The sequence below is a fragment of the Gordonibacter faecis genome (assembly GCF_030077735.1).
Lineage (GTDB): Bacteria > Actinomycetota > Coriobacteriia > Coriobacteriales > Eggerthellaceae > Gordonibacter > Gordonibacter faecis.
This window is the reverse complement of the sequence record NZ_JASJEU010000025.1, coordinates 102,634-116,734: the sequence shown is the minus strand read 5'-3', so window position 1 is coordinate 116,734 and position 14,101 is coordinate 102,634. Positions and strand designations below refer to the sequence as shown.

Here is a 14,101-nt window from a genome sequence, read left to right as displayed (position 1 = left end):
AATACGCTACGAGGCAACCACTATTTCTCGCATTATGACGCAGACTGACTGACTTGAAGACGTTGACGTGCGACTAGAATAACCCTCGTAGGGACGCTCTCCAGAGCGTCCGCTCCGCCGTTAGGCGGAGAACCCAATCATGACCTGCGTTTTCGCGCTTCGCGCGAACGGCGCTCTGGAGAACGCCGCTACGGAGGTTATGCCTCTTGTAAGACCTCGCCTTCAAGTCAGTCAGCCCGCGTCGTAAGGCAAGGAATGTGGGAAACTCGTGGCGTACTAGCTAGCGCGAAGCGCGTCACACTTTCTTGAAGCGGGAGGGGGCTTCTGATACAGCCTCCAACGGACAACCAAGCGGGGTAGAGACGTTGGTTACGCCCTCTTCTCTGTGTGGGTTGCTTCGTCGGGGGTGGCGGCTTCTATGGCGTCGAGGAGTTCTTCTCGGGAGCCGATGCCCATTTTGCGGTAGATATTGTAGGTGTGGGTCTTCACGGTGTGACCGGAGATGCACAGTTTGTTTTGGATGTGTTCGATGCCGCGGCCTTTCGCCAGCAGGAAGAATACCTCGGTTTCGCGGACGGACAGCCCGGCGTCGCGCGCCACGGCGGCGCAGCGGGCCTTCCAGTGGCCCTCGTGCGGCTCTTCCGACTCAGGTTCGCTCTGCTCCTCCACGACGGGCTCGCGGGTGGGGGCGAACGTGATGAAGGCAGCCAGCAGCACCACGAGCGCCAGCGCCACGGCCGAAAGCACACCGTAGTCGAGCGCTCCCGTGGCTGACGGCAGAAGCCCCAGACCAAAGCCCACTGCCATGCCGCCGCTGAGCGCGCTTTGGCTCATACCCACCACATACAGAGGCGAGGCGCCACGCGAGCGCGCGGTCTGCACCTCAAACGCCACGCTCACGGCCACCAAGAACACGTAGCTCGCAAGCAGAAGCAGGTTGCTGAGCGCATACACCGGGCCCGTGAACAGCGCCATCGTCACGAGCGACACCACCAAAAAGGGGAACAGCATGCGCAGCACGTCAATCTGGCGCATGCGATCGGCGAAGCGGCGCATGAACGCCCAGGCTGCTGCGCCTCCTATCAAGATGAACGCCGCAATACCCGCGAACAATAGCGTGCCGCCGGCAATCTGTGTGATGGAGCCCGCACCCAGGCCAAACACGATGCCATACACCACATAGATGACACCAAACGACCAGGACAGCCCCGCGTTACGCTTCGATGTGGCATAGGGAATGCCTTCAATGGGCACTTCGCCCCGTTCGCCTTCTTCGCCTTCACTCTCGCTCCGGCGCGACTCGGCCACCACCACATACAGCACACCCAAGCTCGCAAGCGCACACAGCGACAAGAAACCCGTGCCATACAGCGACGGGAGCAAGTTCACAATAAGGTAAATGAGGCCGCCGCATCCCGCCGACAGCGCCATGGAGCGCGCCGCCGCCGCTTCGTCCAAGCGCGCAACCACGGGCAGCCACAGAAACAAAAGACAACACAGCCCCACACCCGACACGGCCCACACTGCGATATCAAACACAGCGGGCAGCGGCTGCCCGAGCGCCACATACATCGCTGGCGACGCGCTCGCAATAACCGCAAACACCACCACCAGCACACCCATAACGCGTTTGGTACGCCGACCCGTTACGCCATCGGCTGTTCGTGCGAGCCACGCGGCCGCTGCACCAAAGCCAATAAAAAACGCGATGCGCAACACCAAGTGATACGCTAGCCGCTCGATGTCGGCATCCAAAAAGGCATTTCGCATGAGCATGGCGAAGAAGCATGCCCAAAACAAAGAAAAGCCACCAACGAGAACCAACGTGGTGGTAGAAAGATAAGAAACAGGCTCCTGATCTGGTGCTTTATCAGCACTCAACCTTTTTTCCATAGTGTACTCCGCATCCCCCTCGTGCGTTGCGCCGATGCTTCGCCAGATAAACCAGACGAAACGGCGATGGTGCCCATGATACGCGGTCGATAGTATCGTGGCAAGAAAACGCAACGGGTGCAAGAAACCCGTGAGGCCCAGCAAACGGGCTGCACGGCTGCACATCGGGGCGTCGGACGAGAAGGAACAAGGAGGCTTGAGCATGGGAGAAGAGTATCGCACCGTGAATCACGAGAAGCCGTTTTCCTACGAGGAAGGCGACTTGCACGTAACGCGCGGTTGTGCGTGGACGGGCCCGGGCTGCCACTTGGGTTGCGGCGTGGTCATGTACACGAACGACGAGGGTAAGCTCGTCAAGTGCGAAGGCGACCCGGAGGATCCGTGGACGAATGGTCGTCTGTGCATGCGCTGCCTGGACGTGCCCGAGGTGACGCACCACAAGGAGCGCCTGCAGTACCCCATGAAGCGTGCTCGCGAGGACCGCGGCAAGGACAAATGGGAGCGCATCAGCTGGGACGAGGCCTACGACCTCATCACCGAGAAGTTCATGGATATGAAAGAAAAGTACGGCGCCGAGTCCGTGGTGTTTGCTCAGGGTACCGGCCGCGACATCGCTGCCTATATCACGCGTCTGTGCTGGTCCTTCGGCAGCCCCAACTACACGGGCTTCCTGTCCGGTCAGTGCTGCTACCTGCCGCGTATCGCTGGCATGGCTGCCACCACCGGCGCGCCGTGGATTCCCGACGCCGCCCAGCAGTTCCCCGAGCGCTACGACCATCCGGACTACGAGGTGCCCGAGGTCATGTTCATCTGGGGTAACTACCCGCTGAAGTCCAACATCGAAGGCTTCTATGGTCACTGGGTGATCGACCTCATGAAGCGCGGCATGAAGATTGTCACCGTTGACCCGAAGGTCACCTGGCTGGCCACGAAGTCCGAACTGCACCTGCGCGTGCGCCCCGGCACCGACGCGGCGCTGGCACTCGGCATGATGAAGATCATCATCGACGAGAACCTCTACGACCACGAGTTCGTTGACAACTGGTGCTACGGCTTCGACGAGCTGGCTGCACGCGCCGCTGAGTTCGACGTGAAGCGCGTGAGCGAGATCACCTGGGTGCCCGAGGAAAAGATCATCGCCGCCGCCCGTATGCTGGGCAATGCCAAGAACTCCACGCTGCAGTGGGGCGTGGCCGTGGACATGACCCGCGAAGCTATGCCGGCTGGTCAGGCCATCCTTGCTCTCTGGGAGATCACGGGCAACATGGAGCGCCCGGGCGGCATGATTGTGGCCCCCGAAATCCTTTCCGTGGCCGGCGGCTGGGGCCGCGAGGTGCTGGGCGAGGAACAGGAAGCCAAGCGTATCGGCATCAAGGACTACCCGCTGTTCAACTTCGGTTTCGCTGTGTCTCAGCCCGACGAGACGGTGAAGACCATCGAAACTGGCGTGCCGTACGAGATTCACGGCGCATGGCTGCAAACCACGAACCCCATCGCCTGCATGGGTGCCGACCCGCAGCGTTTGTACAAGGCCCTGAACAAGCTCGACTTCATCGTGGTTGTCGACCTGTTCAAGACGCCCACCATCGCCGCTCTGGCCGACGTGGTGCTGCCTGCCTGCACGTTCCCCGAGCGCAACGGCATCGCATTCGTGTCCGGCGCGCAGCGCGGTTCCACCATCAACAAGGTGACCGACGTGGGCGAGTGCCGCTCCGACATGCAAATCAACCTTGAGCTGGGCAAGCGCTGGAACCCCGAGGCATGGCCGTGGGACAACGTGGACGACATGTTCACCGACATGCTGAAGCCCACCGAGATGTCCTTCGAGGAACTACAGAGCGTGGCACCGGCGTATCAGCCCATCGAGTACTATCGCTACAAGACGGGCAAGCTGCGCAAGGACGGTCAGCCCGGCTTCAACACGCCGACCGGCCGCATTGAGCTTTGGAGCAACTTCTACAACCAGGCCGGCCTTGACCCGCTGCCCTACTTCGAAGAGCCCGAGCCCGGCCCCGGTTCCACCCCCGAGCTCATGGACGAGTTCCCGTTGGTTATGACGAGCGGCGCCCGCACCTGGGGTATGTTCCACTCCGAGCATCGTCAGATCGAGCGTATGCGTCACTATCGCCCCTGGCCTCTCATGGAGATTCACCCCGAGACGGCCGCCAAGTACGGCATCAAGGACGGCGACTGGGTGTGGATGGAAGGCCCCATGGGTCGCGCCAAGCGCAAGGCGAAGCTCACGCCCATCATGGATCGCCGCATCGTGTCGTGTGACCACGGCTGGTGGTTCCCCGAGGGCGACCCGGAGAAGTTCTACGACGTGTTTGACCTGAACATCAACAACACCATTCCGTGGATCCCGGGCAAGAGCGGTTTCGGTTCCAACTACAAGAGCTTCATCTGCAAGGTCTACAAAGTGGAAGAGGGGGAATAACCATGGCGAAGTACGGAATCCTGGTTGATGCGCAGTGGTGCTCCGGTTGCCATAGCTGCGAAGTGGCCTGCCAGATGGAGCATGGCCTGCCGGTTGGCGAGACGGGCGTCAAAGTGGTAAAGATTGGCCCATGGGTTATTGGTGATGAGGCTGACGAGAACTGGCAGTTCAGCTATTTGCCCATTCCCACGAAGCAGTGCGACACCTGTGCCGCTCGCCGCGCTGCGGGCAAGGTGCCCACCTGCGTGCAGCACTGCCAGTCGATGTGCCTGGAGTTCGGCCCGCTGGACGAGCTGTCCGCAAAGATGGATGAAAAGCAGAAGACGCTGTTCGTCGTAGCATAAGGGGATTTTCCTGATCTTTTGTGTGCCGCTCGCGGGTACGCGGGCGGCACACGGACAAGGAGCGGAAATGCACAGCAAGAAGTACTACATCGTGTACGGTTTGTTCTTCTCGTTTATTGTGGCGGCGGTTTTGTGCCTGTGCCTCACCATCATGCAGGGCGTGCCGCATATTGACCCGGTGTTTTACGGTATGTCATTCGCCGTGGCCTTTGTGGTGTCGTTCGTGGTAACGGCCGTGATTCCGCTGGCGCGCATTGCGGCGGCGTGCGCCGTGTACTACGACGCGAAGCCGGGGTCGGTGGCATTTCGCCTGATCCAGAACGTGTTTTTCAGCACGCTTATCATGTTCTTCCTGGGCATTGTGATGACGGCATTCATGACGGGCATCGGGGATGTACCGGCGATGAACGCTATGACGGGTGAAATGATTGCTACGAACGTGTTCGATAGGTTTGTAAGCCTGTGCCTGCAGTTCTGGCCGACCATCGTCATTGTGGCTTTCCTGTCCGACCCCGCAGCGGGCGGCTTGGCGAAGCTGCTGGTGAAAGAGCCGGAGCTTGATGCCGCGCGCAAGCCGTCGGAGGCCCCGACCGCATGAGCCCTGAGCACGACAACGTGGATGCCGTAACGGGTGCCACCGTTGATGCGGTGACGGGCGCCACCAGGTGGGAGGGCGAGGCGAAGGTTGATGGCGAAGGCTCGGGTGAGATGTCCCGTGGCGAAGCCGAGATGGGCGCTGAGCCCTGTGGCGAAGCTGAACCTGGTGCTGAGTCCGGTGGTGAAGAGGCTGGCGAAGATGCTCCCGCCCGCACCCGCAGCATCCAGGAGGTTGTGGACGCTGTAACGGGCGCCACGTGGAGCACGCGCAACCGCATCATGGAGGACCTGTTCCGCGAGGACCTCAACGCCGGAGCCTCCAACCTCCCCACCTTCGCACCCCCCGGCACCCCCGTGCGATAGCAAAAAGCCCCCGTCATCTGGCCGAGACCAGGTCAGCGACGGGGGCTTTGTTGTTTCTGGGCCTTTTCGGGCGTATCGCAATAAAGATCAATGGTTGCTTGGATCATCCGATGCCCGTACGAGAAGAAGGGGTTGAGCTCGTCCTGCATCATAAAAGATTGCGTACGGGTGTAATGGTAAAGAACGCGTCCGAAAATACCCATCGTATGGTATTCCGTCAAGAATTTGATCACCACTTCGGGCATCTCGCGATCTCCCAGCATGATGCGTATGTCGGCTTCTATGGCGGGGAAGTAGAGAAGCGTAATATAGTCAAAAAACTCGAAGTACGTTGCTCCCATAAATATGCGCCGATAGTATTCGCGGTTTTGCTGAAAGTAGCGGCCCCAATATTTGAAGTAAATCATTTGATGGATGAAATTGTCTCCATCCTTGATCTGAACGTAAAAAGGTAACTCAGGGAAGGGGTCGTGCAGATCCTCTTGGGGGTAGGCGAGTTTAGCCGAGGAAAATTCAGGCCGCGACACAATAGATGACATGGCTTTGCGAAAAATCCACTGCACCAGATTGTCGGTTGTCTCAAAATAGTAGTAGAACGTCTTCCGATCGATGCCCATCCGTCGAGCGATGTCGGTGACCGTTACCCGATGAGGCGCGTCGCCTTCGACGACGAGAGAGGCAAATGTCTTCGCTATCTCAAATCTCATATTGATCTGGCGAATCATCGAATCTCCCATCAGCACAATTCAGACATGAACCGCCATGTCTTCCGTTTAAGCGGATGGTTCTGTTTATGCTTTGCAACAGAGAGACGCACTATCCCCTTGCCCCTTGATCACAGATGGTACCAACTTGCAAATGCCCATTTGGCGGACGATGGATAAGCCACCCCACTCTTTTCGAAGTGGGGAAAAGCATAGCTGAAGGCTTGACAAGCGTAGCTGAGGTTTTGACCTGCTAAAAACACTGCTCAGTTGTTGCTCCTGAGTTCTCGGTGGGGTGTATGTTCCTCATTACCCCATTTCAGACAAAGTGTCCGTAACACTCCACTCGTGGCGCGTGGTAAAAAGTAAGTGCATCGATGCGATTCATACAGGAATTCCGACCAACGACCCAATCCTTAGTATCAAGGAGGGAACCATGTCAGGAACCTATGATTTCGTGGTCATCGGAGGCGGACACAACGGACTGCTTACCACGGCCTATCTGGCAAAAGCTGGATTCAGTGTCTGCTGTCTCGAGGCCAATGACGAGTTCGGAGGCGGAACGCGCTCTGGCGAAGTGTGTGCGCCAGGCTATATCAGCGACTTGGGCGGCATGATTCACAGCATGATTGCCCGCACACCCATCGTACGTGATGACGAACTCGGACTTATTTCTAAGTATGGTTTGGAATACGTCAACACCGATGCGCTGTTCTGTTCCGTTTTCCCCGACAATACCGTGTTGTTGATGGATCCGGATGTTGACAAAGCATGCGAGAACATTGCGCAGTTCTCGGAAAAAGATGCCATTGCCTATCGCGAATTCCATGACTACATGGAAAAGATGATGGCGGTTGCTCATGTGGGAGCACAGTCTCCTCCGCCGCCTTGGGGAGCTATGCACAGTGCCATGTATATGAGCCCCGAGGGTCGAGAGTTCCAGCGCGTGCTGAACTTGAGCGCCCAGCAACTCGTCGAGGAATGGTTCGAAAGCGAAGAGGTGCGCACCACGTTCACTCGTTGGTGTACCGAGATGATGATCGATCCGCGTGAGATCGGTACCGCTACGCTTCTGTACTTCACCGTCAATATTCACAAGCCTGATCTGTATGTGATCAATGGTAAGGTGAACCCCGATCATCCGGGTGCTCCCTTCCCGAAGGGCGGCAGCAAAAGCTTTATTGACGCGCTCATGCAGTGCTGTCGCGATGATGGCGCCGAGTTGTTCGCCAACAAATATGTTGCCGACATCGTGGTCGAGAACGGCGAGGCTCGCCAGGTTGTCACAAAAGATGGTGATATCTTTACGGCTAACAATGCGGTTATCAGCTGTATTAATGTTAAGCAGATCTATGAGATGGTGGCAGACGATGTGCCTGCTGATGAACTGGAAGCCATCCGCCGCATCAAGCATGCCGATTTTGGCGCGCTCAACCAGTCCTTCGCTTTGAAGAAGATTCCTGAATTTAAGGCTGGCCCAGAAGTGTTGAAGGCGTTCTGCATCGAGGCTGCCCCGCGCGAGAAAGAGTACTTGCAAATCTTCAGCAACTACACCCTCGGCGAATTCAGTCCCAAGCTGCCGCTCATCACCATTCCTTCCTTGCTTGATGACACACGTTGTCCTGAGGGACACAGCGTCGTGAACATCTACCAGTACGCTCCCTACAACCTTTGGGGCGACCCGCAGAACTGGGTTACCCACAAAGAAGAGCTTGAGCGTCAGGTGTGGGAGTTCTTTAAGGACATGACCACTAACATCACCGATGACGACATCATTGGCCACTGGAGCCTGACACCGCTTGAGTATGAACAGTGGGATCCGGCCATGGTACACGGCGATATCGGTCAGATTGGCTTGCAGCCCAGCCAGATGTACGACATGCGTCCGTTGGTTGGCAAGGGCCATGAGTATCACGGTGCCATTGAAAACCTGTATTTCCTTGGCTGCTGCTCGCATCCTGGAGCAGGTATTGCGGCATCGGCTCGCGCAGGCGTTCAAAAGGTGCTCGAAGACTTCGGTGTCGACTTCCGCGACGTTGTGAGGAAGTAAAGAGTACGCTCGCCGGGCGGTCACATGCCGCCCGGCAGCATTTCTTCTCACGCGATTCAGCTTATCACTCTACTGCAAAGGAGAAGCCATGTCTTCTACCTATGATTTTGTCGTGTTGGGTGGCGGCCATAATGGCTTGATCACCACGGCTTATCTGGCAAAAGCCGGTTTTAGCGTGTGCTGTCTGGAAGCCAATGAGGAATGCGGCGGATCCACTCGGTCAGGTGAAGTGTGCGCTCCAGGATACGTTTCAGATCTTGGCGGCATGGTTCACAACATGATATCGGCCACCCCTATCGTTACCGAAGATGAGTTGGGATTGTTTTCGAAATACGGCTTCGAATACGCGCATGCTAAAGCCTTGTTCTGCTCTATTTTCCCCGATCAGACAAGCCTTATAATGCACCACGACATTGACAAAGCCTGCGAGAACATCGCGCGATTCTCGAAGCATGATGCCGAGGTATATCCAAAATTTCACGAATACATGGTGAACATGCTTGCCGTGGCTGGCATCGGCTCCCAAAGCGCTCCACCGCCCTATGGCGCCATGATGAATGTTATGTATATGAGTCCTGAGGGGCGCGAATTTCAGCGTGTCCTCAATTCGTCTGCTCAGCAGATAGTGGAAGAGTGGTTTGAGAGTGAGCAGGTGCGTGTCACGTTCACCCGTTGGTGTACCGAGATGATGATCGACCCACGCGCCATTGGCACGGCCACGCTATTGTACTTCACCGGACGCGTGCATAAGCCCACCTATGCGCCGCCGTTCCCGAAGGGCGGAAGCCAAGCTTTTGTTCATGCGCTCGAGAGTTGTTGCAAGGACAACGGTGCAGACGTGTTTACTAACGCGTGGATTGACAACATTATCGTCGAAGGTGGCGAAGTGAAAGGCGTGCGCACCAAAGCGGGCGAGGAGTATCTGGCCAATAATGCCGTAGTGAGCACCATCAACATTAAAGACGTTTACGACATGCTAGGCGATGATGCTCCTGCCGAAGAGGCCCGTTATGTCCATCGCTTGAAGCAAGCCGATTTCGCGGCACTCAATCAATCGTTTGCCCTGAGCAAGATCCCCGAGTTCAAAGCTGGCCCCGAGGTCCTTGATGCCTACTGTATTGAGTTTGCGCCCGAGGAGAAAGAGTACCTCGAGACGTTCAGTAACTACCGGCTTGGTGAGTTCAATCCGCGGCTGCCTCTGGTCACTATTCCGTCGCTTTGGGATCCGACGCGTTGCCCTGAGGGACACAGCGTTGTCAACCTATACAGCTATGCCCCCTATCGCCTGTGGGGCGACGAAAAGAACTGGGAAACGCACGGCGATGAGCTTAAGCAGCAAGTGTGGGAGTTCTTCAAGTCTCAAACCACGAACATCACCGATGACGACATCGTAGGACACTGGGGACTCACGCCGCTGGAGTACGAGCAATGGAACCCTGCCATGAAAGAGGGTGACCTGGGCATGATTGGCTTGCAGCCTAGTCAAATGTATGACATGCGTCCCTTCCCGGGTAAAGGTCATACCTATCATGGCGAGATTGAGAACCTGTATTTTGTTGGTTGCTGTGGACATCCGGGTGGCGGCATAGCCGCTGGTGCGCGACCGGGCGCTCTCAAAATCCTTGAGGATTATGGCGTCGATTTCCGGTCAGTAGTTAAGTAAGTACGGAAAACACGCGAAAAGGAGCGACGTATGGTTCGAAAAGCAGTTAAACGGCCTTCCATCATAGCGAAAACAGAAGACGGTTCGCCCATGGTGGAGGTGTTCTCTATGAGGACCGAGGGTGACCGACTCATCATGGATTGCAAGGCTCTCGACAGCATGCGCATGGATGTGGTTGTCACAACAGAGGATATCGCAAAAGGCATGCCGGTTGTCAAGGAAAGCAAAGCGGCCATTATCGCGTTTGCGAAGCAAATCCCCGCAGCTATCCGCAGACAGAAGAAAGCGGAGAAGGGGGCGCGAGAAGATCGCTCCTGAATGCCCTGTCGGGAGAGCCGGCGCTTGAGGGGTTAGTGCTGGCTTCCTCCTTTACGAGGCGTCAACTACAACGTAAGGGGACGTTATGAAGAACTTCTCTTCGAAGAATTTGATTATTGTCGTGTTGGCGATAGTTATTGGCGCCATCATCGGACAGCTGGCCCCTCCTGAGGGACTAACTGAAGTCGCTATGGCGTACCTGGGGATTTTTGTGGGAATGCTCATTCTCCTTATCACGGGTGCATTGCCGTCTTGGGCGGCTTGTCTCGGCGCGCTTGCGCTCATGGTTGTATTCAAAGTGGGTACCATCCCCGAAATATTCAGCGCATTTGCCGGTAGCATTGTGTGGCTGATGATAGCCGTGTTCGCTTTTTCGGCGGCGGTTATCAAAAGTGGACTTATGACGCGTATGGCGCTGAAACTGCTGACTGTGTTTCCGAAGAACTATCGTGGTCAGGTACTTTCTCTCATGACGGTTGGTACGGTTATCAGCCCACTTATTCCCAGTTCGAACGCTAAAGTTAACCTACTTATTCCCATGGCAACGGAGATGACGAAAGAGGTAGGTTACGAGAAGAAAAGCAAGCCCGCCTTGGGATTGTTCACTGCTTGCTTCATGCCGCCCTATGTTGGTTCGCACGCGTTTCTTACGGGCAACGCGAATGTGCCTTTCATGATTGGCATCATGGGTCTTTCGTTTTCGTGGATTGGTTGGTTCCAACTCACGTGGCTGTGGCTCATCGTTGTGCTCATAGGAACGTATATTTTTTGCATGACCTACTGCAAGCCGAAGGAGAAACTCAACCTGCCTGACGAGTACTTCAGCGACAAGCTGAAAGAATTAGGCAAGATGTCGTTCAATGAAAAAGTGGCAGCCATTGTGGTAGTCATCTGTTTGGTTTTGTGGATTGCCCAGCCGTTGCATGGTGTGGATGCGGGCATCATTTGCTTGATTGGCGCAATTGTACTTGCCCTGTTCGGCGTTTTGGAGACGAAGGATTTCCGGACGCAGGTGCCGTGGGATCTCATCATGTTCATCGGCGCACTGATTGGCGGCGCGGGTCTCATGAGTACCGTCGGCGTGAGCACATGGCTGGCAGGTATTATGGGTCCGGTGCTATCACCGTTGGTGAACAACATCTGGTTGTTTGTCCCGGCGCTTTGCATTATCACTTGGATCATGCGAGCCGTTATCCCTGCGAACGGTGTGGTGCTGGTTATTTTGTTCGCCATCTTCTCGCCACTGCTTGAGTCGGCAGGTATTTCGCCATTCGTACTGTGCTTTGTTGTGTACGTGGTAAGCAATATTTGGTTCAACTCGTTCCAAAACCCCTTTGTCATTGGCATTTTGGGAGTTGCTGGCAACGAGTACGTCACCATCAAAGAGTTCAAGAAATCGGCTTATGCCTACATGCTCATATCGCTGGTGGCCATGATGGGGAGCATTCCTCTGTGGAGCCTCATGGGATTCTGCTAGCACCTCACTAACAGATACGTGATCGAGGGGTTCGGACTAGTTCCGAACCCCTTTCGAAAGGGTGAACTAACATGAGCCTACCCTTTATCATGCTTGTTGCCTATATCGTTGTCACCGTTCTTATTGGTATCGCAGTTGCCGTGCGTGGTGCGCGTCGAGAAAAAGCCTCTTCGGCGCAATTCCTCACGGCGCAAGGTAACCTTGCCTGGTTTATGGTCATCCCGCTGCTGTTCGCCGAGATGATGGCTGGTGCAGCAACTATCGGCAAGGCGGCCACGGGATACACTACTGGTTTATCTGCGGTGTGGGTGAACTGGGGCATGTCCATTGGCATGATTGTTTTCATCGTGTTTGCGGCGCGCTTTTATCGTGCCATGAACAGGAAATATGGCATTCTTTCGGTGCCTGAGGCATTCAAATTCATGTTTGATCAAAGATGTCGCACCATCATGTTGATAATCATTGTGGTGGTGTATTGCTTCCTGTATTCGTCGCAGCCCATTAGTGCGGCGGCCCTTATAGCACCTATGATAGGTCTGGATGTGACCCTTGTTGCGTGGGTTGTGTCGGCGCTGTTTATTGTTGTTACCCTGCTGGGTGGAATGAAGGGCCTTGCCCTTATGAATATCGTCCACATGGTGGTCATGTATGCGGGGCTTATCGCGGCAACATCGGGGGGCCTTGATATGGTGGGAGGTCTTGGCGCTCTGTATGAGCAGTTGCCAGCGAGTTATTTTGATCTGCTTCAGCCTGATATCTGGTCGACGCTTGCTAACGCTTTGGGTATTGGTATCAGCTTTCTGGCGGCAGCCACCATGGTGACAGCCACCATTTCTGCACGGTCGCCGCGCGATATGGCTATCGGTGCGTGGGGTGCTGCTGCCATTGTCATACCGTTTGCCACACTGCCAGCTATTATTGGTATGTGCGCGGCAATTGCCTTACCTGGCATTGATCCCAATACGGCGTTGTTTGCTATGTCAAATGCCCAAGGACCTGCGATATCGGGTGTGGTGTCGATGGCTATTGCGGCGGCAATCTGGTCATCGGCTCCGGCAGCGTTGCTGTTTATCTCGAATACGTTGACGCAAGATCTTTATGCAGTTGTTCGACCACAGAGCACCGATTGCCAGCGTCTTGTGTTTTCGCGGCTCATGGTGGTGCTGCTGGGTATTGTGGCCACCTGGCTTGGTTTGAATGCGTCATCCATTCTGGGGCAATTGTATGCAGCGTTCCAGATACGCTCGGTCGTGGGTATTGTGTTGCTAGTTGCTATGGTGTGGCCACGCGTGACAAGTGGGGCGGCGTTCTGGTCGATGCTGGGCGGCGGGCTAGTTGCCGCGGTTTGGCATTTCGCCGCAAACCCGTTTGGTGTTGAGCCGCTGTGGCCCGCCTGTGCTGTAACCATTGTTGTGTTGGTGGGTATTACACTTGCCAGCAAGGAGAAAGTGTCCGAAGGATATAAGCGCTATCGAGTTGCGCGTGACGAACTCGCTGCGAGCGAGGGACGGAGCGTTAAAAAGACGGCCTAAGCTGTGCGCTCTATGTTTTCGTTAAGGCCAGGAGGAGCGCTTACCAGGCGCTCCTCTGGTGGATGAGGCCGAGTAGGTAGACGGTGTCTTCGTCCTCGTGATATTCGTACACTATCAGAAATGGCGATACCACCAGTTTTCGTACGGTGTCGCCGTACTGCTCAACAAGGGAGCGAGGTAAGTTCGGCGACCCGAGTTCGGGAAATCCTGAAAGCAGGTCTACGCGACGCTTTATTTCGTTGCGCTTACTTTCGAAACGAATTTGCGCGACATCCGCAACGAAACCTTCGGTATAAATAAGTTCAGGCATGGCTTGCGGCTCGCTTCTCTATTTCAGCAAAGGCGCTTTCGGTGCCACGGTAAAGCCGCCCTGCTTCTATGTCGTGACGTCCGCGCTCGATAACAGTTGCTATCCGTGCCTCGTAGGCTGCGTCTTCGGCTACTTGGCGGAGTTTTTGTTCGAATACTTCGTCGGAGCAGAATACGAAGGCGCCGCGGCCGTTTTCGGTGATGCGGACGATGCCTTCACGTGCAGCTTTCTTGACTTCGCCCTGCTGCTTTTGCAGTGCCGTGACGGGAAAAATAGCTTCCATGGTGACTCCTTTCGATGTACGTGAAGCATAGCAGGAAAGGAGTGGGAAGTATATATAATGATATATAAAATAAGGCGACAGAAGGATGTCCTTTCTGTCGCCTTGTGAAGTCTGGGTTAGCCGGAATTCC

General features: G+C 55.8%; 13 protein-coding genes. 9 read left to right on the top strand and 4 right to left on the bottom strand.

Annotated features, from left to right (window positions below):
• Positions 1 to 369: 369 nt before the first annotated feature.
• Positions 370 to 1,893, bottom strand: coding sequence for a helix-turn-helix domain-containing protein (locus QNJ86_RS13595; RefSeq protein ID WP_283833191.1), 1,524 nt, complete (start codon positions 1,891 to 1,893; stop codon positions 370 to 372).
• Positions 1,894 to 2,095: 202 nt separating this feature from the next.
• Between QNJ86_RS13595 and QNJ86_RS13590 the strand changes: the two genes are divergently transcribed.
• The 4 genes from QNJ86_RS13590 (at position 2,096) to QNJ86_RS13575 (ending at position 5,634) form a co-directional block, all read left to right on the top strand.
• Complete coding sequence (locus QNJ86_RS13590) at positions 2,096 to 4,330, top strand: molybdopterin-dependent oxidoreductase (protein WP_283833190.1); 2,235 nt, start codon at positions 2,096 to 2,098, stop codon at positions 4,328 to 4,330.
• Positions 4,331 to 4,332: 2 nt separating this feature from the next.
• Positions 4,333 to 4,674, top strand: a complete 342-nt coding sequence (locus tag QNJ86_RS13585) for a 4Fe-4S dicluster domain-containing protein (protein ID WP_283833189.1) — start codon at positions 4,333 to 4,335, stop codon at positions 4,672 to 4,674.
• A gap of 67 nt (positions 4,675 to 4,741) precedes the next feature.
• Positions 4,742 to 5,272 (top strand): hypothetical protein, encoded by a 531-nt coding sequence (locus QNJ86_RS13580; RefSeq protein ID WP_283833188.1) that lies wholly within the window; start codon positions 4,742 to 4,744, stop codon positions 5,270 to 5,272.
• Positions 5,269 to 5,634 carry a hypothetical protein gene (locus QNJ86_RS13575; RefSeq protein ID WP_283833187.1) on the top strand — a complete coding sequence of 122 codons (366 nt, stop codon included), beginning with the start codon at positions 5,269 to 5,271 and terminating at the stop codon, positions 5,632 to 5,634. Before QNJ86_RS13580 ends, QNJ86_RS13575 begins: the two co-directional genes overlap by 4 nt.
• A 32-nt stretch (positions 5,635 to 5,666) precedes the next feature.
• Here QNJ86_RS13575 and QNJ86_RS13570 read toward each other — a convergent pair whose 3' ends face one another.
• Positions 5,667 to 6,359 carry a TetR family transcriptional regulator gene (locus QNJ86_RS13570; RefSeq protein WP_283833186.1) on the bottom strand — a complete coding sequence of 231 codons (693 nt, stop codon included), beginning with the start codon at positions 6,357 to 6,359 and terminating at the stop codon, positions 5,667 to 5,669.
• Between the two features lie 415 nt (positions 6,360 to 6,774).
• On the opposite strand from QNJ86_RS13570, the gene QNJ86_RS13565 reads away from it, so the two are divergent.
• The 5 genes from QNJ86_RS13565 to QNJ86_RS13545 all read left to right on the top strand — a co-directional run bounded on the left by QNJ86_RS13565 (position 6,775) and on the right by QNJ86_RS13545 (position 13,378).
• Entirely contained in the window at positions 6,775 to 8,388 is a 1,614-nt protein-coding gene (locus tag QNJ86_RS13565; RefSeq protein ID WP_283833185.1) for a phytoene desaturase family protein, read from the top strand.
• Between the two features lie 88 nt (positions 8,389 to 8,476).
• A complete protein-coding gene (locus tag QNJ86_RS13560; protein ID WP_283833184.1) occupies positions 8,477 to 10,051 on the top strand; it encodes a phytoene desaturase family protein in 1,575 nt (524 codons plus the stop codon).
• A 30-nt stretch (positions 10,052 to 10,081) separates the two neighbouring features.
• Positions 10,082 to 10,369: a hypothetical protein gene (locus QNJ86_RS13555; protein WP_283833183.1), complete on the top strand. Its 288-nt coding sequence runs from the start codon at positions 10,082 to 10,084 to the stop codon at positions 10,367 to 10,369.
• Between the two features lie 85 nt (positions 10,370 to 10,454).
• Positions 10,455 to 11,846 carry an SLC13 family permease gene (locus QNJ86_RS13550; protein ID WP_283833182.1) on the top strand — a complete coding sequence of 464 codons (1,392 nt, stop codon included), beginning with the start codon at positions 10,455 to 10,457 and terminating at the stop codon, positions 11,844 to 11,846.
• 71 nt (positions 11,847 to 11,917) lie between these two features.
• Positions 11,918 to 13,378, top strand: a complete 1,461-nt coding sequence (locus tag QNJ86_RS13545) for a sodium:solute symporter family protein (RefSeq protein ID WP_283833181.1) — start codon at positions 11,918 to 11,920, stop codon at positions 13,376 to 13,378.
• Between the two features lie 40 nt (positions 13,379 to 13,418).
• Here the strand turns inward: QNJ86_RS13545 and QNJ86_RS13540 are convergent, their stop codons facing one another.
• Together QNJ86_RS13540 and QNJ86_RS13535 are read right to left on the bottom strand one after the other, a co-directional pair.
• Positions 13,419 to 13,688: a type II toxin-antitoxin system RelE/ParE family toxin gene (locus tag QNJ86_RS13540; protein ID WP_283833180.1), complete on the bottom strand. Its 270-nt coding sequence runs from the start codon at positions 13,686 to 13,688 to the stop codon at positions 13,419 to 13,421.
• Positions 13,681 to 13,971: a hypothetical protein gene (locus tag QNJ86_RS13535; RefSeq protein ID WP_283833179.1), complete on the bottom strand. Its 291-nt coding sequence runs from the start codon at positions 13,969 to 13,971 to the stop codon at positions 13,681 to 13,683. The genes QNJ86_RS13540 and QNJ86_RS13535 overlap by 8 nt, the downstream gene beginning before the upstream one ends.
• Positions 13,972 to 14,101: the final 130 nt, after the last annotated feature.